The sequence below is a fragment of the Streptomyces finlayi genome, from assembly GCF_014216315.1.
Classification (GTDB): domain Bacteria; phylum Actinomycetota; class Actinomycetes; order Streptomycetales; family Streptomycetaceae; genus Streptomyces; species Streptomyces finlayi_A.
On record NZ_CP045702.1, the window covers coordinates 2,107,024 to 2,125,942 of the forward strand.

Sequence of the window (18,919 nt, forward strand, 5' to 3'; positions counted from 1 at the left end):
GGGCCGTAGGATCGGGTGCTCTTGGGGGTGGGAGCATGCTGAAGCGAAGTTCCGGCACACCGACGCTGGAGGAAGTGGCCGCCCTCGCCGGAGTGGGGCGGGGCACGGTCTCCCGGGTGATCAACAACGCGTCGGGGGTCAAGGCGTCCACACGCCGTGCCGTCCAGCGTGCCATCGACGAACTGGACTACGTGCCCAATCTGGCCGCCCGTTCACTGGCCGGCCGCCGCGCGGGCGCCGTCGCGCTGGTGATGACGAAGACGGACTGGCGGCTGTTCGGGGAACCGTTCTTCTCGGAGGTCGTGCGGGCGGTCGGGGACGCCCTGACGGAGGCGGGCGTGCAGCTGCTGCTCACACTCGTCCGCACGGACGCCGAGCGGCAGCGGCTCGTGGAGTACGTACGCGGCGGCCGGGTGGACGGGGCCCTGCTGATGTCCGTGCGGGCCGAGGACCGGTTGCCGGACATGCTCGCCGACGCCGGGCTGCCCACCGTGCTGCTGGGCAGACGCTCGGGTGACGAGCGGGTGACCTACGTGGACGCGGACAACGTGGGCGGCGCACGGGAGGCGGTCAGCCATCTGGTGGCCGGCGGGCGGAGGGCCATCGCCACGATCACGGGCCCGCCCGAGATGTACGTCGCCCGGTGCAGGCTGCGCGGCTACCGGGAGGCACTCAAGGACGCCGGGCTCGACGAAGTGCCGTCCCTGGTCGTGGAGGGCGACTTCACCGAGACCAGCGGGCGGCGGGAGATGGCCGGGCTCATCGAGCGGCACCCGGAGGTCGATGCCGTCTTCGCCGCGTCGGACAGCATGGCCGCCGGTGCGCTGGCCGCCCTCCACGCGGCGGGGCGGCGGGTACCGCGGGACGTGGCGGTGGTCGGCTTCGACGACTTCGAGCTGGCCGAGCAGACGGAGCCGCCGCTGACGACCGTCCGCCAGCCGATGGAGGAGATCGGCCGGACCATGGTGCGGCTGCTGCTGGAGGAGATGGACCGGCCGGAGGTGGCCTGGCGGCATGTGATCCTGCGGACTCGGCTGGTGGTGCGCGAGTCGGCCTGACGCGCCGTCGTACGCCGCCCAGCTGCCGTGACAGCCGGGCGGGACGGAGTGGGGCACCCGCCGGACGCCGACGCCGGCATCTCACCGACGCCGGCATCTCACCGGCGCCGTCCCCGAACCCGCCCCGAGGGCCACGCCCAACCCGGCCAGGACACCCGGCCGGCCCGTATGCCCAGCCGGCCAGGACACCCACACCCACGCCCCCGCCGACGTGGGCGTCCTCCGCGTTCGGCGGCGCCACCTGATCTCGATGCCGCCGGAATCCGCGCGACGGATTTCGTTCCGATGGGTTGCCAGGACACAGCGACGCTCCTACAGTCCCCTACGAACAGCGGCTGGGAGCGCTCCCATGAGTGGGACGGTTACGTGCTCCTGATTCCGTGATCGCCCCATCCGGTCATCCCTCCCAGAGAGGCCCCGCATGCGAGCGTCACCGCACGACCCCGGTACCGCGCGCAGTCTGCTCATCACTCACCACGCCGTCGACCCGGTCCGCCCCCGGCCGGCTGCCGGAAGCCGGCGTTCACCCTGCGCTCCGGGCACCGGATCACATACGCGTGCACGGTCCATGCCCCGAGGCCGGGCCTCGCCCGGTCGCGCCTCCTCCCGGGCAGCTTCGCCGTGCTGTGAGCGGCGCGGTACGACCCGGCCCTCGCGTCGTCAACTCCTGCCGCCGCACTGCTGATCCGCCCGAGGCGGCCTTCCGCCCAGGTCCGGCCGGTCCCGTGGGGCGAGGCCGACGACCACGGCCGCATACCTGCCACGGTCCGCACCGCACCGCCGCCCGGCGATCCCCGGACGCCTCGCCTCCGGGCTCGCCCGGAGCACACCGCCCTCCTGATCCGCGCACGCCCCCCAGACTCCTCGCCCGTCAGCCGGGCGCCTTCCCCGGACGGGCGAGGGCCCTCACCGGATGGTGACCGCAGGAGAGAAGTGCAACCGGAACAATCCCCTCACAGGCACAGGAGACATGATGGCTCGACGCAGGAAACAACTCGCCTCTCTGGTGGCGGTGCTCGCGACGCTGCTCGGCGGGATCGCCCTGACATTGATGGGCCAGGGCAACGCCCAGGCGCACGGCGTCACGATGACACCGGGATCGCGTACCTACCTCTGCTGGCTGGACGCCAAGACCAGCACCGGCGCGCTGGACCCGACCAACCCCGCGTGCAGGGCCGCGCTCGACGAGAGTGGTGCGAGCTCGCTGTACAACTGGTTCGCCGTGCTCGACTCCAACGCGGGCGGGCGAGGACCGGGGTACGTCCCGGACGGAAAGCTGTGCAGCGCCGGTGACCGGTCGCCGTACGACTTCACCGGGTACAACGCGGCCCGCGCCGACTGGCCCCGGACGCACCTGACGTCCGGCAGGACGATCCAGATCAAGCACAGCAACTGGGCCGCGCACCCGGGCTCGTTCCGGGTGTACCTGTCCAAACCCGGCTACTCACCCAGCACGGCACTGGGCTGGGACGACCTGGAGCTGATCGAGACCGTCACCAACCCGCCGCAGACGGGCTCGCCCGGCACGGACGGCGGCCATTACTACTGGGACCTGGCCCTGCCCTCGGGCCGCTCGGGTGACGCGGTGATGTTCATCCAGTGGGTGCGCTCGGACAGCCAGGAGAACTTCTTCTCCTGCTCCGACGTCGTCTTCGACGGCGGCAACGGCGAAGTCACCGGCATCCGCGGCTCGGGCGGCACCCCGACTCCCACACCCACTCCGACCCCCACACCCACTCCGACCCCGACTCCCACCGACCCGCACACCGGGTGCATGGCCGTCTACAACGTGACCAACTCCTGGAGCGGCGGCTTCCAGGGTTCTGTCGAGGTCATGAACCATGGCACGACGGCGCGTGAGGGCTGGGCGGTGAAATGGACGCCCGGCGCGGGCGCCAAGGTCAGCAGCGTGTGGAACGGTGCGCTGACCACGGGGTCCGATGGCACGCTCACGGTCAGGAACCTCGACTACAACCGGACCGTCCCACCCGAGGGCAGCGTCACCTTCGGGTTCACGGCGACATCGACCGGCAACAACTACCCGGTCGGCTCGATCGGCTGCGTCACCCCGTAGCCGCTGATGCGGGCAGCGCCGGTTCCCGCTTCGCGCGGGGACCGGCGCTGTCGTGTGCGCGGCCCCCACGGACGGCCCGGGAGATCCTGCGACTGGGCCGTTCACCTCAACTCGGCCGCCAGTCCCAGAAGTTCACCCGAGCCCCAGAAACGCTCAGCCGTCCGCGGCGATCAAACGATTCCGGTCACAAACCGCTTCCGTCAGCCGCCGTCAAAGGGTTCACTAGGTCCTGTCTGGAGTTCCAGCGCGGGAGAAGGAGCGGCGTCCGGTGCCGTCGAATCCAAGGCGGAGGAGGGAGCGATGGCGGAGCCCTCGCGACTGACGACAACGCCGGAGGCGGCGGTGCCGGACGCCGCGACGCCGCGGGGGAACTCCAGACAGGACCTAGGGGTCACGCATGGTGACGCGAGCGGCCCCGACAGCTCGCGCACGGCTCCGATGCTCCGGGCACCCGGCGGAGGGAAGTGGACCGCGATGACCGCCTTACCTCGTAGGGTGACCCTCTGTCCAGGGCTGACACACCCAGGGCACCCTCCCGCCGATGAGCCGGCACCGATGCGTGAATTCGATCAATTCCCGGTTCGTATCGTTCATCCGCATCGTTTCGACGAGGGGCACCAATGAGCCAGATTGTGTTACCGGCGTTTCATATGCCGTTCCAGAGCGCAGGGTGCAATCCAGGCATGGAGCAAACGAGGAAGGCCGCCTGGGAGTGGGCGGAATCCAATGATCTCCTGTTGTCCCCGGTGGCCAGGAAGAAGATGCTGCGGACGCGGCCGGAGCTCTGGATATCCCTCATCTTTCCGTCCGCCTCGCAGAAGCACCTCGATCTCTTCTGCCAGTGGCTCTTCTGGGCCTTCCTGGTGGACGACGAGTTCGACGACGGCCCGGCCGGGCGCGATCCGCAGATGTGCGAGGAGGCGATCGCCCGGCTCGTGGACGTACTGGACGGCGCCGTGCCGCACGGCCCGATGGAGCGCGCGCTCGACGGACTGCGGTGGCGAACCTGCCAGGACCGTTCCCAGCGCTGGGTCCGGCAGTTCCGCCGGGACACCGTCGCCTGGCTGTGGACGTACTACGCGGAGGCCGTCGAGCGAGCCGCGGGACAGGTGCCCAGCCGGGCCGACTTCGTGAAGCACCGCCGGGACTCGGTGGCGATGCAGCCCTTCCTCGACCTGCACGAGATCACCGCGGGGATAGATCTACCGGAGTCCGCCCGCAGCCTTCCCGCGTATATCGCACTGCGTGACGCGGTGACCGATCATTCGGGCCTGTGCAATGACATCTGCTCCTTCGAGAAGGAGGCCCTGCTCGGTTACGAGCACAACGCCGTCCGGCTCATTCAGCGCGACCGCAGATGCACGCTCCAGGAAGCGGTCGACGAGGCCGGGGTCCAGCTGGCCCGCATAGCCGAGCGCGTACAGCGGGCCGAAAAGGCACTCGCCGACGAAATAGACGCGGCGGGTATCGACGGAGGAACCAAAGCCGCCCTGGAGCGCTGCGTCCAGGACTATCGCGGGCTCGTCCGGGGCGATTTCGACTACCACGCGCGCGCCGAGCGGTACACACGCCCCGATCTGCTGGAGTTCGACGAGCGGGAGGCGATGTCGGGTTACTTCGCCGCCTGACGCCGGAAGCGGGCACCCATGCGGTCGCGGCACGGTGGAGCGGGGGGGGCGTGCGGGACGCGGTCATGGTCAGGCCGACGACATCCGAACGGGGGTGACCGCGCACGGTCCGTGGATACGGTTCGCCGCGTCCGGCGATCCCGAGCCGTACCGCGACTGACGGGGGACCGTCTCCAGCGGCCCCCGGCCCTGCGGCCGGGGGTCCTCCAGGCGGGTCAGGCCTTGTTCTGCGCGGCCCAGAACTCGTCGAAGGTGAGGAGGCCGTCACCGTTCGCGTCGTTCGAGTTGATGATCGCCTGCGCCACCGTCTCGGTGACGAACGGGTCGCCGAGCTGCGCCATCGCGCTCTTGTACTCGTTCGCCGTTATGAGGCCGTCCCCGTTCTGGTCGAACCGGTCGAATGCCTTGCGTGCCGACTCGATGTCCGCCACTGTTCCGCCCCTTCGTCCTACGTCACTGACGGGGGTCAGATTATCGGGCGCATGCGGTGGCACCGGCGGCGGCCGGTGAACAAGCACGTCGGCGGCGTCCGCCGAGGGGTCCGCCTGGGGGTGCGCCGAGCCACGGCGAGGAGTCGACCGTCATGTCCGGTGCACCGGCGGAGGTGTTGGCGGCGGCCCAGCAGTCGCCGGGGAGGCCCGCGCGCTTACGTTCCAGGCGGTCGGCTACCGGGCGGTGGGCGCCGAGGCGGTGCTGACGCCCGTCACGTCCGCACGGAATCTTCACTTGGATGATCAATGAAATACTCGCCCCATTCCATGATTATGCACTGAAAGCCAGGCGAGTGACCCAACACACCTACGATTCATCCGCGAGATGGGCGTCTACGTAGGCTATTGTCCGGATTGCGACTTTGGCACCGGGGGCGCCGGTCTGCCATAGTCGGTCGCACGACCCCCATCGACCCGGGCCAGGTCGTCCAGAGCGGCCGTGAACACACCCCCCCCCATTCACGGCTTCCCACAGAGGTCCCCGACGTGCCGCACAACGGCTGACCGGGGGCTTCTGTGCGTCCGGACGCGGTGACGGGTGGAGCTGGACAGGGGCCGGACAAGGGCTGGGCGGGCGCCGGTCAGGGCGGACCCGACGGATTCAGCGGTCGGAGATCCTCATCTCGAACCAGGTGGTCTTCCCGCGCGGTAAGAGGTCCACGCCCCAGCGGTCGGAGAGCTTGTCGACGAGGAAGAGTCCCCGCCCGCTGACATCCATCTCCCGCACGGGCATCAGGCAGGGCAGTCCGCGCGAGGGGTCGCGCACCTCGACCCTGATCCAGCCCCGACGGCGCACCATGCGCAGACCGAAGACGCGGGCGCCGGTGTGCCGCACCGCGTTGCCGACGAGTTCCGAGACGAGCAGGACCGCGTGCTCGGCGATCAACGGCGAGAGCGCCCACTGCCGCAGCACCACACCCGAGGTGAGCCGGCGGGCGGTCGCGGCGGACTCCGGGCGCGAGGGCAGCCGGACCTCGTCCTCCGTCGGATTCCCGAACAACTCCAGCGCTTTCAAAGCCTGTTCGTCCTCACTGGCCGATGTCCAGCGTGCCGCGGTCGCGCTGCTGCGCGGTCGCGGCTGTTCCAAACCCTCCAGGCCCGCCATGCCCACCATCATGGCCGGACGGAGCGGGTTCCGGGGCCGTTCCAGGGGAATCCCTCCCCCGGAATCAAGTATTCCGCGGGGCCGGGTAGACATATGCCACTGGCAGAACGTTGCCCCCCCTAGCCCACCTGACCTGTGAATACACCCTCCGGAACGGGATGTGCCAGGCCTGAGGGACCACTGGGCCTCAAGGTTTCCTCAAGGCCCAGCTAATCCGCCCGCACGGATGAACGTCCGTCCCGTTGAGCGCGACTGACGTTCGGTCAGAGGAACTGGGCCTTGCCGGGTCCCTCCTCCACGAAGCTGCGCATTCCTCGCTCGGTGTCCTCGGTGGCGAACAGACCCGCGAACCAGTTCCGCTCGATCGTGAGCCCGGTGTCGATGTCGGTCTCCAGCCCCGCGTCCACGGACTCCTTGGCGGCGCGCAGCGCCAGCGCCGGTCCCTGGGCCAGTCGTGCGGCCCAGGCGTGGGCCTGCTCGTACACCTCGGCCGCCGGCACCACCCGGTCCACCAGGCCCATCGTCAGGGCCTCCGCCGCCTTCACCTGACGACCCGTGAAGATGAGGTCCTTGGCCCGGGACGGGCCGACCAGCCGGGCGAGCCGCTGGGTTCCGCCCGCGCCGGGGATCAGCCCGAGCAGGATCTCCGGCTGGCCGAGCTTCGCGTTGTCCCCGGCGATCCGGAAGTCGGCGCAGAGCGCCAGTTCGCAGCCGCCGCCGAGCGCGTAGCCGGTGACGGCCGCGACGACGGGCTTGGGGATGCGCGCGACGGCGGTGAAGGAGTCCTGGAGCGCCTTGGACCGCTTGATCATGGCGGTGTGGTCCATCGCCCGCATCTCCTTGATGTCCGCGCCGGCGGCGAACACCTTCTCACCGCCGTAGAGGATCACGGCCCGCACGTCGTCGCGGCGGGTGGCCTCCTCGGCCAGCTCGCGCAGACGGTCCTGGACGGCGACGTCCAAGGCGTTCATCGGCGGCCGGTCCAGCCGGATCGTGCCGACGTTGTCGCTTACTTCGAGGGTTACGGTCATGGGAGGCAGGTTAACGCTTGCTAACGACAACGGGCCCGGTGCTGTTGCTCACAGCACCGGGCCCGCTCCGTCGAACCGGAGAACCTACGCGGTCCACTCCGACCAGGCCATGTTCCAGCCGTTGAGGCCGTTGTCCGGCTGAATCGTCTTGTCCTTGGAGTTCTTCACCACGACCACGTCCCCGATCAGGGACTTGTCGAAGAACCAGGCCGCCGGGGTCTGGCCGTCGTAGCCGCCGCGTACATCGCGCAGACCGACACAGCCGTGGCTCGTGTTGGTCGTGCCGAAGATGCTCGAGCTGCCCCAGTAGTTGCCGTGGATGAAGGTGCCCGACGTGGACAGGCGCATCGCGTGCGGCACGTCCTTGATGTCGTACTCGCCGCCGAAGCCGACGGTGTCACCGTTCATCCGGGTCACCTTGAGCTTCTCGCTGATGACCATCTGACCGTTGTACGTGGTCGTGGCCGGGGCGCCGGCGGAGATCGGGATGTCCTTGATCTGCTTGCCGTCCCTGACGACCTTCATCCGCTTGGACGTCGCGTCGACCGTGGAGACCTGGCTGCGGCCGATGGTGAACTTCACCGTCTTGGCCTGCTTGCCGTAGACACCCGGCCGCCCCTCGACACCGTCGAGGTCGAGGCGCACGGTCACCTTCGTGCCCGCTGCCCAGTAATTCTCCGGACGGAAGTCCAGCCGGTCGTTGCCGAACCAGTGGCCCGCCACCTCGACGGGCGGATCGGCGGTCACGCGGACCGCGTTCTCCACGGCGTCCGGATCGGTGATCCCCCGGGTGAAGTGGATCGACACCGGCATGCCGACGCCGACGGTCGAACCGTCCTCCGGCGTGTACTGCCCGATGAAGGTGTTCTGCGGAACGAGTGTGGTGAAGGTGGTGTCCTTCGCCGATTCACGCCCCTTGGCGTCCTTGGCGACCGCGTGCACCCTGTACTTCGTCGCCGCGGCCAGATGCCGCTCCGGGACCCAGCCGGACCCGTCCGCCGAGATCTCGCCCTCGACCTCGTTGCCCTTGGGATCAGCGACCTTGACCGTACTCAGCTTGCCCTTGGCCGCCGAGACCTTCAGGGCTCCGCTCGTCGCCACCGAGTCCGCGCCGTCCTCCGGAGCGATCGTCACGACGGCCTGCGAGGCACTCGTGTCGGCGGACTTCGGCCCGTTGTCCTTCGGCGGCTCGTTCCCGGCCCCCGTGGCGTCCCCGCCGCAGGCCGTGACCAGCAGCAGCAGTGCGCCCAGCACCAGAGCCAGGAGTCCGGACGCCCCGCGCCCACGCCGTCCGCCGACTGCTCCGGCCGATGCCCCCCATATGGGCTGCCCGTTCAATGTGGTCGTCTCCCCTCGCACGGCCCGGCGACCCCGCCGGAACCCGCACCCCCGCGCGCTGAACATGCGCGCCCGGCGCTAGATAATCACACCGGAAGCGGAGATTGCCCCCCTGCGCATGTCACCGTTCAGTCCCAACTTGTCCGGTGACATGCGCAGGTGACACGGGGTGCGGCGGACCGGCGGACCGGGCGTCAGCGCAGCGCGGAGCCCGCCTTCCAGGCCTTCCAGCTGAGGTTCCAGCCGCTGAGACCGTTGTCGGGTGCGACCTTCCTGTCGGGCGAGTTGACCACCTCGACCACGTCACCGATGAGGGTCCGGTCGAAGAACCAGCCGCCCGGGGCCGCCGCGCTGCCGCCCTTCACATCGCGCAGACCGATGCAGCCGTGGCTGGTGTTGAGCGAGCCGAAGGTGTCGTACGGGGCCCAGTAGTTGCCGTGCAGGAAGGTGCCGGACTCGGTGAGCCGGATGGCGTGCGGGACGTCCTTGATGTCGTACTCGCCACCGAAGCCGACCGTGCGGCCGTCCATCCTGGTCACCTCGTGCAGCTCGGTGACCACCATCTTGCCGTTGTACGTGGTCGTCTTCGGGGCGCCCGCCGTGATCGGCACCGTACTGATCAGCTCGCCGTCACGGCGTACCTCCATGGTGTGCTCGGCGGCGTCCACCAGGGACACCTGGGACCGGCCGACCGTGAAGCCGACCGTCTTGCGCTGGCTCCCGAACACCCCGGGTGCGCCCTCCACATCGCGCAGGCCCACGTCGACCGTCACCTCGGTGCCCGGTTTCCAGTACGCCGCGGGCCGGAAGTCCAGCCGGTCCTTGCCGAACCAGTGGCCCACCACTTCCACCGGGGGGTCCGCGGTGACCTCGATGGCTTTCTCCACGGCCGCGCGGTTACGGATGGGGCGGTTGAAGTCGAAGGACACGATCATGCCGGTGCCCACCGTCGAGCGGTTCTCCGGCTTGAAGTACCCGATGAAGCGGTGCTCGGGGACCACCGTGGTGAAGGAGGTGTTACGGGCCGAGCGGCGGCCCGCGGCGTCCACCGCCACCGCCTCGACGCTGTACTTGGAGGCGAGCGCGAGCCGGCCGGCGGCGCCCACGGCCGCCCAGGAGAGCCCGTCCTTCGAGATCCGGCCGGCGACCACCTCACGCTGCGCGTCCTCGATCCGGGACACCTTCACCCGCTCCAGGCGCCCGTCGGGGACCTTCACCTCGATCCGGCTCCGCGGGCCGACGTCTTCGGCACCGTCCTGCGGGGAGATCTGGATCGCGTCGCGGGGTGAGCGGGGCTTGCCCTCCCCGATGTCCCGCATTCCTTCGGTGCAGCCGGTCAGTACGGCCAGCACGGTGAGCAGTCCGGCCCATGTCAGCACGGCGGCCGAACCCGCCCGTGCCCTTTTCGCTACGTGGTTCACGCACCCCCAACGACCAGGGCCGCTCGGGGGAAACGTGAGTGCGGGGGCCGCCGTGGGCAGAACAGAGGGAAGGACCACATCGGGATGGCCACGGCCGGGACGCCGTGCGCTCTCTCGCCGGTGCCGGTCCGAACGAGCCGCGGGAGGCTGAGAGGTGTCGAGCGCAGCCGAGCAGGAGGCAGTGCAGGAGTCGACCGGGAAGGCGGTGGAAGGGAGATCCGGGGTCGTGGCCGCTCACGGCGCACCACCCGTATGGCCGGGGGCGCCCATGCCGCTGGGTGCCCGGTTCCGGGTGGGGCCGGACGGGGTGGCGGGGACGAACTTCGCGCTCTGGGCGGGCGGGGCGGAGTCCGTCGACGTGTGCCTCTTCGACGAGCGGGGCCACGAGACGCGCTGTCCGCTGACCGAGCTGACGCATGAGATCTGGCACGGGTTCGTCCCGGGCGTCCGGCCGGGCACGCGCTACGGCTACCGGGTGCACGGCCGCTGGGACCCCTGGACCGGCGCCCGGTGGAATGCGGCGAAGCTGCTCCTCGACCCGTACGCGCGTGCGGTGGACGGTACCTTCACCCTGCCGGCCGAGGTGTACGGCCATGTGCGTGACTGGCCGCAGCAGCAGGTCGCGGACACGGTGCGCGACGACCGGGACTCCGCGCCCTTCGTGCCCAAGGGCGTCGTCGTCCACGACGACGACGACTGGGCGGAGGACCGGCGCCCCAAGACGCCCTGGGCGGACTCCGTCATCTACGAACTCCACGTACGCGGCTTCACCAAGCTCCACCCGGACATCCCCCCGGAGCTGCGCGGTACGTACGCCGGGCTCGCCCATCCGGCGGCCGTCGGGCATCTGAAGCGGCTCGGGGTGACGGCGGTCGAGCTGCTGCCGGTGCACCAGTTCGCGCACGAGGACCATCTGCTGAGCCGCGGGCTGCACAACTACTGGGGCTACAACTCCATCGGCTACTTCGCCCCGCACGCCGACTACTCGGCAAGTGGCACCGCGGGCCAGCAGGTCGGCGAGTTCAAGCGGATGGTGCACGCCCTGCACGACGCGGGGATCGAGGTGATCCTCGACGTGGTCTACAACCACACGGCGGAGGCGGGCGAGCTGGGCCCGATGCTGTCGCTGCGCGGCATCGACAACCGCGGCTACTACCGGCTCCAGGCCGACGCCCGCAGATACGCGGACTACACGGGCTGCGGCAACACCCTGCACGTGGTGCAGCCGCAGGTCCTTCGACTGATCACCGACTCGCTGCGGTACTGGGTGACGGAGATGGGCGTGGACGGATTCCGCTTCGACCTGGCGGCGGCGCTCGCCCGCTCGATGCACGACGTCGACATGCTGTCCCCGTTCCTCGCGGTGATCGCCCAGGACCCGGTGCTGCGCCGGGTCAAGCTGATCGCCGAGCCGTGGGACGTCGGAAACGGCGGTTACCAGGTCGGTGCGTTCCCGCCGCTCTGGACCGAGTGGAACGACCGCTACCGTGACGCCGTACGCGACTTCTGGCGCGGCGCCCTGCCCGACGTGCGGGACCTCGGCTACCGGCTGACCGGCTCCAGCGATCTGTACGCCTGGGGCGGCCGCCGGCCGTACGCCTCGGTCAACTTCGTCACGGCGCACGACGGCTTCACCCTGCGCGACCTGGTCAGTTACGAGCAGAAGCACAACGAGGCGAACGGTGAGGGCAACCGCGACGGTACCCACGACAACCGTGCGTGGAACGGCGGCGCCGAGGGCGAGACGGATGATCCCGGCGTCAACGCGCTGCGCCGCCGCCAGCTGCGCAACCTCCTCACCACGCTCCTCCTGTCGACCGGTGTCCCGATGCTGGTGGCGGGCGACGAGATGGGCCGTACGCAAGGGGGCAACAACAACGCGTACTGCCAGGACAACGAGGTCAGCTGGCTGGACTGGTCGCTGCTCGACCAGCCGGAGTGGCGCGGGCTGACCGAACTGACGGCCCGGGTGCTGTCCCTGCGCCACACCCATCCGGTGCTGCGGCGCCGGGCCTTCTTCTCGGGCCGCGCCCAGGCACCGGACGGGTTGCGGGACCTGGCGTGGTTCACCCGGGAGGGCAGGGAGATGACGGAGCAGGACTGGTACGCGCCCGCGGCGACACTCGGGCTGTACCTCTCCGGGCGTGACATCCCCGGCCGGGACGCCCGGGGCGAACAGGTGACCGACGACAGCTTCCTGACGGTCCTGCACGCCGGCCACGAACCGACCGGTTTCACCCTCCCGGGACCGCCCTGGGCGGCGGCGTACGAACTGGTTCTGGACACCTCGCTGGAGGACCAGTCGGCCGCCCCGGGAAGCCCGCACCCGGGTGGTTCGACCCTGACCGTTCCCGGGCGGGCGGTGCTGCTGCTGCGGGTGCGGGCGTAAGTGATGCGGGGTTTCTCACGAGGTGGCGACGTAGCAGGCGAGGTCGCCCATGAGCTGATGCGTGGAACCCCCGGGGCCGCTGCTCGACACGATGGCGACACCGGTACCGATGGCGCCTGGTGTGCAGGTGGAAGGGGGTGCCGTCGCCAGTACGGTGGGGTCACGGTCAGGCGGATCCGGCCAGAAAAGGACATGAGAGATGTCAGTGGTGAACCGTAGGCTCACTCCTGATGCCCGAAACACTTGCAGAGCGCACGGACCGGTCCGCCGTGCGCTCGCTGCTGCGCCTGTGGCCCTACGTACGCCCCATCCGCCTCCGGCTGTTCGGCGCGGCGTTCGTCGCGGTCCTGGCCTCGTGCCTCGGGCTCGTGATCCCGCTCGTGCTGAAGTGGATGGTGGACGGTCCGGTCACCGACCGCGACCCCGGGGGCGTATGGCTGGGGGCGCTGTACCTGCTGCTCCTCGGGACGGCGGAGGCGGCGCTCTTCGGACTGCGGCGGTGGCTCGTGGCGCGGCCTCTCGCGGGCGTCGAGGCGTCGATGCGCGCGGACCTCTACCGGCATCTGCAGCGGCTGCCCGTGGCCTTCCACGACCGCTGGCCGTCGGGACAGCTGCTATCGCGCGGGACCACGGACCTGATGCTGCTGCGGATGTTCCTGGCTTTCCCCCTGACCTTCCTGGTCGTCAACGCGACCACGATCCTGGTCGGTTTCGTCATCCTGTTCGACCAGGAGTGGTCACTCGGTCTGGTGCTGCTCGCGCCGGCCGTTCCCCTGGTGATCCTCTGTTCGCTGTTCGAGACGAAGTTCTCCCTGGTGGCGCGCAAGGCCCAGGACCAGGTGGGTGATCTGACGACGGTCGTCGAGGAGAGCGTGCTCGGCATCCGCATCGTCAAGGGCTTCGGCCGGCACCGGAGCCAGGCTCTGGCCTTCCGCGAGCTCTCGCAGCGGCTGCGCGGTACGGAACTGACCAAGGCCAGGCTGCTCGCCGGGATCTGGGCCCTCATCACCACCATCCCGGAACTGGCGATCTGTGCGGCGCTGGTGCTCGGCACGATCCAGGTGGCCGAAGGCGACCTGTCCGCGGGCACGCTCGTGGCCTTCCTGGCGACGGCCCTGGCGCTGCGCTGGCCGGTCGAGTCGATCGGCTTCCTGCTGGCGATGAGCCAGGAGTCGGCGACGGCGACCGAGCGGTTCTTCGAGGTCATGGACGTGGCGGAGGAGCGGGGCATCGAGGGGGACGGCCGTGGCCGGGTGGCGGACGAGCCCGGCATGGTCTTCGAGGGCGTCGAGTTCCGCTATCCCGACGCCGATCCCGGTTCGGTGCCGGTGCTCGCGGGCATCGACCTGCGCATCCGCTCCGGCGAGACGATGGCCCTGGTGGGCGCCACGGGCTCGGGGAAGACGACGCTCACCGCTCTCGTTCCCCGGCTGCACGAGATCACCGCCGGCCGGATCATGCTGGACGGCGAGGACATCGCGGGGATGGCCCGGCCGCGGCTGCGCGAGCTGGTGTCTGTGGCGTTCGAGGAGCCGACCCTCTTCTCGGCGTCCGTCGGCGAGAACGTGCTGATGGGCGCCGAAGGGGCGGGCGACGAGGAGTTGCGCCGGGCCCTCGCCGTCGCGCAGGCCGGCTTCGTGTACGACCTTCCGCACGGTCTGGACACCCAGGTCGGCGAGCAGGGGCTCAGCCTCTCGGGCGGTCAGCGCCAGCGTCTCGCGCTGGCCCGTGCGGTCGTGGGGCGACCCCGCTTCCTGGTGCTGGACGATCCGCTCTCCGCCCTGGACGTGCACACGGAGGCACTCGTCGAGGCGGCGCTGCGGCAGGTGCTCGAGCGGACGACCGCGGTGGTCGTCGCACACCGTCCGTCCACCGTGATGCTCGCGGACCGGGTGGCGCTGCTCTCCGAGGGCCGGATCAGCGCCGTCGGTACGCACCAGGAACTGCTGCGTACCAGCGCCGAGTACGCCTGGCTGATGTCGGGCGCCGCGGAGCCGGAAGACGCCGGGAGCCCAGCGGACACCGCTGCCGCCGCCGAGGACGCCACTGCCGAGGAGGGCAGCACCCGATGACCGGTACCACGACCGAAGGACCCGCTCTCGCCGACGACGGCCCGGCTCCCGGACAGCCGGAGCGGGGCGCGCCCGCCGGTGATCCCTTCGACCGGGACGCCCTGCCCGTACCGCGTGGCGCGACCCGGGCGCTGCTCTTCTCGCTGCTGCGTCCGCTGCGTGGCCGGGTGTGGGTGGCCGCACTGTTCCTGGTGCTCCAGCAGGCAGCCGTCCAGGCGGGGCCGCTCCTGGTGGCGTACGCCATCGACAGCGGCGTACCCGCGTTCAGGGACAGCGACCACGGTCCGCTGATCGCCGTGGCGGTCGGGTACGCGCTCTGTTCGCTCGGTGCGGGAATCCTCCAGTACGCGTTCATCAGGGGCTCCGCGCGGATCAACCAGGACGCTCTGCTCGATCTGCGCGGCCGGATCTTCCGGCACGCGCAGGCGCTGAGCGTGGACTTCCACGAGCGCTACACCTCCGGCCGGCTGATCTCGCGTTCCACCACGGATGTGGAGTCGCTGCGGGAACTGCTGAGTGAGGGGCTCCAGGAACTGATCGGCGTGGTCCTGTCGTTCGTGTCCATCTCGCTGCTGCTGCTCTGGCTCGACCCGGCCATGGGCTCGATCGCCGTGCTCTCCTTCGTACCCCTGTATCTGCTGGTGCGCCTGTACCAGCGCCGGGCGGGGAAGGCGTTCGCCACCCGGTCCACGGCCATCGCGTCGGTCATCGTCAAGTTCGCGGAGACGATGAACGGCATCCGGCCGGTCCAGGCGTTCCGCCGGGAGCGGGGCAACGACGCGGACTTCGCGGTGCTCAACCACCGTCACGAACGGGCGAACGGCGACGCGATGCTGGAGATGGCGCGCTATGTCATCGGCTCCCGGCTGGTCGCCAACACGGCGGTCGCGGCGATGGTGCTGTGGGGTGCCTACCGCGTCGCCTCCGGGACGCTCGCCCTCGGGGTGCTGGCCGCGGCCGTGCTGTATCTGCGGCGGCTCTACGACCCGATCGACCGGCTCGGGATGTTCCTGAACTCCTACCAGTCCGCCGCCGCCTCGCTGGACAAGATCGCGGGCCTGCTGGCGCAGACGCCCACCGTCCCGGAGACGGCCGATCCGAAGGAGCTCCCGCCGCTGACCGGTGACCACCCGGGCCGCGAGGTGACCTTCGAGGGGGTGCGCTTCGCGTACCGCACGGGCGGCGAGGTGCTGCCGCGCTTCGATCTGACGGTGCCTGCCGGGCAGACCGTCGCCGTGGTCGGTTCGACGGGAGCGGGGAAGTCGACGCTGGCGAAGCTGCTGGCCCGTTTCTACGATCCGACCGAGGGCCGGGTCCTGCTGGACGGCACCGATCTGCGGGACCTGGCGACGGCCGAGCTGCGGCGGGGCGTGGTGATGGTGACCCAGGAGGCGTTCCTGTTCTCCGGGACGGTCGCGGAGAACATCGCGATCGGCCGGCCCGACGCGACGCCCACGGAGATCGAGCGCGCGGCGAAGGCCATCGGCGCGCACGACTTCATCAGCAGCCTGCCCGACGGCTACGACACGGACGTACGCAAGCGGGGCGGCCGGATCTCCGCGGGCCAGCGCCAGCTCGTCGCGTTCGCCCGCGCCCTGCTCGCCGACCCGGCGGTGCTGATCCTCGACGAGGCGACGAGCTCTCTGGACATCCCGGGTGAACGGGCGGTCCAGCAGGCGATGGACACGGTGCTGCACGGCCGTACTGCGGTGTTGATCGCGCACCGGCTGTCGACCGTGGAGATCGCGGACCGGGTGCTGGTGATGGAGCGGGGCCTGATCGTGGAGGACGGGACTCCGGCCCAACTCATCGGCGGCACGGGCCGGTTCGCAGGACTGCACAGGGCCTGGCGGGAGAGCCTGGCCTGATCCTGCCGCGGCCCGGCCCGCAGCCGGACCGGTGTCCGGTCCTTGAGCCTGCGGGACGGCGCGGAACGAGCCACACTCCGCGCCGTCTCAGCAGGTGGTCACCGGCCGGAAACCCATGGGTCGTTCGAACACGCCCCAGGTGCCCGGAGCCCCCGGTCACCCTGGGAACACCAGCTCCGCCGAACTCCGGACGACATCGCGGGGATGATCGCGGAAACGTCCGCTTAACGAACATGGCCCATCGGGCAACGAACGAATTCCGGCCAACTTCTTGACGCGGTCCTGACAGGTGGCCTCAACTGCTGACACTCTTCACCCCGTTCTGCGCACCGCTAGCTCTGCCCGGATGGCTCACCCGGCCGCCCGAACACCCCCCTCGCAGAAGGAGTCAGCGTGAGATCCACGCACAGCCGTCGTGCCACCGCGACCGGCGCTCTGATAGCCGCGGCAGCCATGCTCGCCGTCGGCATCCAGACCGGTACCGCCACCGCCGCTCCCGGCAGTGGTCCCGTCGCCGCCCCGGCCGCCGCCAAGGCGGACCCGGGCTCGCTCCCCGCGCAGCTCTCGCCCTCCCAGCGCGCCGAACTCCTCCGCGAGGCCAACTCCACGAAGGCCGCCACCGCCAAGCGGATCGGCCTCGGCCCGCAGGAGAAGCTCGTCCCCCGCGATGTCGTCCAGGACCGCGACGGCACCACCCACACCCGCTACGAGCGCACCTTCGACGGGCTGCCGGTCCTCGGCGGCGACCTCGTCGTGCAGGAGACCAAGGCCGGGAAGACCGAGGGCGTCACCAAGGCGTCCAAGGTCACCACCGCTCAGCTGAAGGCCGTCGGCACCACGGCGGACATCGCGCCGGCCACCGCCGAGAAGCAGGCACTGGGCGCCGCGAAGACCGAGGGCTCGAAGGCGACCGAGGCCAGCAAGGCCCCGCGCAAGGTGGTCTGGATGGCGAGCGGCAGTCCGCAGCTCGCGTACGAGACCGTCGTCGGCGGCCTGCAGCACGACGGCACGCCGAACGAGCTGCACGTCGTCACGGACGCCTCCAGCGGCAAGAAGCTCTTCGAGTGGCAGGCCGTCAAGAACGGCACCGGCAACACCCAGTACAACGGTCAGGTGACGCTCGGCACCGCGCCCTCGTACACGCTGACCGACACCACGCGGGGCAACGGCAAGACGTACAACCTGAACCGCGGTACGTCCGGCACCGGGACGCTCTTCTCCGGCGCGGACGACATCTGGGGCGACGGCACTCCGCAGAACCTGGAGACCGCCGGCGCGGACGCGCACTACGGCGCCGCCGAGACCTGGGACTACTTCAAGAACGTGCACGGCCGTACGGGCATCCGCGGTGACGGCGTCGCCGCGTACTCCCGCGTCCACTACGGCAACGCCTACGTCAACGCGTTCTGGCAGGACAGCTGCTTCTGCATGACGTACGGGGACGGGGCCGCCAACCTCAAGCCGCTGACCTCGCTCGACGTCGCCGCCCACGAGATGGCGCACGGCGTCACCGCCGCGACGGCCAACCTCGTCTACAGCGGTGAGTCCGGCGGCCTCAACGAGGCGACCTCCGACATCTTCGCCGCGGGTGTGGAGTTCTACTCCAACACCGCCGCGGACCCGGGCGACTACCTCGTCGGCGAGAAGATCGACATCAGGGGCAACGGCACCCCGCTGCGCTACATGGACAAGCCGAGCAGGGACGGTTCGTCCAAGGACGCCTGGTACTCGGGCATCGGCTCGATCGACGTCCACTACTCCTCGGGCCCGGCGAACCACTGGTTCTACCTGCTCTCCGAGGGCAGCGGCGCCAAGACCGTCAACGGCGTCTCCTACGACTCGCCGACCTCCGACGGACTGCCCGTGACCGGCATCGGCAGGGACAAGGCCCTGCAGATCTGGTTCAAGGCCCTCACCACGAAGTTCACCTCCACCACGAACTACGCGGGAGCCCGCACCGGCACCCTCGCCGTGGCCGGTGAGCTGTACGGCACGACCAGCGCCGAGTACAAGGCCGTGGCCCACGCCTGGGCCGGCATCAACGTGGGCTCGCGCCCCGGTGACGGCGGCGGCGGCACCGTCTTCGAGAACACCACCGCCGTGGCGATCCCGGACAACGGCGCGGCCGTCACCAGCACGGTCAACGTCACCGGAGTCACGGGCAACGCACCGGCCACCCTCCAGGTCGGCGTGGACATCACGCACACCTGGCGCGGTGACCTGGTCATCGACCTCGTCGCACCCGACGGCAGCACCTACCGGCTGAAGAACTCCTCGGGCAGCGACTCCGCGGACAACGTGGTGGCGACCTACACGGTCAACGCCTCGTCCGAGGTGGCGAACGGCGCCTGGAAGCTCAAGGTCCAGGACGTCGCCGCGCAGGACACCGGCAGGATCAACAGCGTCAAACTGACCTTCTGAGGTCCACCGGCCACTGAGATCAC

Annotated in this window: 12 protein-coding genes; 7 read left to right on the forward strand and 5 right to left on the reverse strand. The window is 70.2% G+C overall.

Annotation, left to right across the window (positions count from 1 at the left end):
* The first annotated feature begins 35 nt into the window (after window positions 1-35).
* The 3 genes from F0344_RS09505 to F0344_RS09515 all read left to right on the forward strand — a co-directional run bounded on the left by F0344_RS09505 (window position 36) and on the right by F0344_RS09515 (window position 4,760).
* On the forward strand, window positions 36-1,058 hold the full coding sequence (locus F0344_RS09505; protein ID WP_185298359.1) for a LacI family DNA-binding transcriptional regulator: 1,023 nt from the start codon (window positions 36-38) through the stop codon (window positions 1,056-1,058).
* 973 nt (window positions 1,059-2,031) lie between these two features.
* Window positions 2,032-3,132, forward strand: coding sequence for a lytic polysaccharide monooxygenase auxiliary activity family 9 protein (locus F0344_RS09510; RefSeq protein ID WP_185298360.1), 1,101 nt, complete (start codon window positions 2,032-2,034; stop codon window positions 3,130-3,132).
* A gap of 683 nt (window positions 3,133-3,815) precedes the next feature.
* Entirely contained in the window at window positions 3,816-4,760 is a 945-nt protein-coding gene (locus F0344_RS09515; RefSeq protein ID WP_445585671.1) for a terpene synthase family protein, read from the forward strand.
* A 215-nt stretch (window positions 4,761-4,975) separates the two neighbouring features.
* Here F0344_RS09515 and F0344_RS09520 read toward each other — a convergent pair whose 3' ends face one another.
* The 5 genes from F0344_RS09520 to F0344_RS09540 form a co-directional block, all read right to left on the reverse strand.
* Window positions 4,976-5,191, reverse strand: coding sequence for an EF-hand domain-containing protein (locus F0344_RS09520; protein WP_185298361.1), 216 nt, complete (start codon window positions 5,189-5,191; stop codon window positions 4,976-4,978).
* Window positions 5,192-5,852: 661 nt separating this feature from the next.
* On the reverse strand, window positions 5,853-6,368 hold the full coding sequence (locus F0344_RS09525) for an ATP-binding protein (RefSeq protein WP_185298362.1): 516 nt from the start codon (window positions 6,366-6,368) through the stop codon (window positions 5,853-5,855).
* Window positions 6,369-6,619: 251 nt separating this feature from the next.
* On the reverse strand, window positions 6,620-7,387 hold the full coding sequence (locus F0344_RS09530) for an enoyl-CoA hydratase/isomerase family protein (protein ID WP_185298363.1): 768 nt from the start codon (window positions 7,385-7,387) through the stop codon (window positions 6,620-6,622).
* Window positions 7,388-7,471: 84 nt separating this feature from the next.
* Window positions 7,472-8,725, reverse strand: coding sequence for a L,D-transpeptidase (locus tag F0344_RS09535; RefSeq protein ID WP_185298364.1), 1,254 nt, complete (start codon window positions 8,723-8,725; stop codon window positions 7,472-7,474).
* 194 nt (window positions 8,726-8,919) lie between these two features.
* Window positions 8,920-10,146, reverse strand: coding sequence for a L,D-transpeptidase (locus F0344_RS09540; RefSeq protein WP_185298365.1), 1,227 nt, complete (start codon window positions 10,144-10,146; stop codon window positions 8,920-8,922).
* A 154-nt stretch (window positions 10,147-10,300) separates the two neighbouring features.
* Here F0344_RS09540 and glgX point away from each other — a divergent pair, with 154 nt between their 5' ends.
* From glgX to F0344_RS09560, 4 genes are all read left to right on the forward strand, one after another.
* The gene (gene glgX / locus F0344_RS09545) at window positions 10,301-12,535 is read left to right on the forward strand and encodes a glycogen debranching protein GlgX (protein ID WP_185298366.1); all 2,235 of its coding nucleotides are present in this window, start codon (window positions 10,301-10,303) and stop codon (window positions 12,533-12,535) included.
* 230 nt (window positions 12,536-12,765) lie between these two features.
* Window positions 12,766-14,607 (forward strand): ABC transporter ATP-binding protein, encoded by a 1,842-nt coding sequence (locus F0344_RS09550; protein WP_185298367.1) that lies wholly within the window; start codon window positions 12,766-12,768, stop codon window positions 14,605-14,607.
* Window positions 14,604-16,475, forward strand: a complete 1,872-nt coding sequence (locus tag F0344_RS09555; protein WP_185298368.1) for an ABC transporter ATP-binding protein — start codon at window positions 14,604-14,606, stop codon at window positions 16,473-16,475. Before F0344_RS09550 ends, F0344_RS09555 begins: the two co-directional genes overlap by 4 nt.
* Before the next feature lie 393 nt (window positions 16,476-16,868).
* Window positions 16,869-18,896, forward strand: coding sequence for a M4 family metallopeptidase (locus F0344_RS09560; RefSeq protein WP_185298369.1), 2,028 nt, complete (start codon window positions 16,869-16,871; stop codon window positions 18,894-18,896).
* The last annotated feature ends 23 nt before the right edge of the window (window positions 18,897-18,919 follow it).

What these genes read in the sequence shown, in the direction of transcription:
- F0344_RS09505 (WP_185298359.1), top strand. Translation starts at nt 36, where the DNA reads ATGCTGAAGCGAAGTTCCGGCACACCGACGCTGGAGGAAGTGGCCGCC.
- F0344_RS09555 (WP_185298368.1), top strand. Translation starts at nt 14,604, where the DNA reads ATGACCGGTACCACGACCGAAGGACCCGCTCTCGCCGACGACGGCCCG.
- F0344_RS09525 (WP_185298362.1), bottom strand. Translation starts at nt 6,368, where the DNA reads ATGATGGTGGGCATGGCGGGCCTGGAGGGTTTGGAACAGCCGCGACCG.
- F0344_RS09550 (WP_185298367.1), top strand. Translation starts at nt 12,766, where the DNA reads ATGCCCGAAACACTTGCAGAGCGCACGGACCGGTCCGCCGTGCGCTCG.
- F0344_RS09515 (WP_445585671.1), top strand. Translation starts at nt 3,816, where the DNA reads ATGGAGCAAACGAGGAAGGCCGCCTGGGAGTGGGCGGAATCCAATGAT.
- F0344_RS09530 (WP_185298363.1), bottom strand. Translation starts at nt 7,387, where the DNA reads ATGACCGTAACCCTCGAAGTAAGCGACAACGTCGGCACGATCCGGCTG.
- F0344_RS09510 (WP_185298360.1), top strand. Translation starts at nt 2,032, where the DNA reads ATGGCTCGACGCAGGAAACAACTCGCCTCTCTGGTGGCGGTGCTCGCG.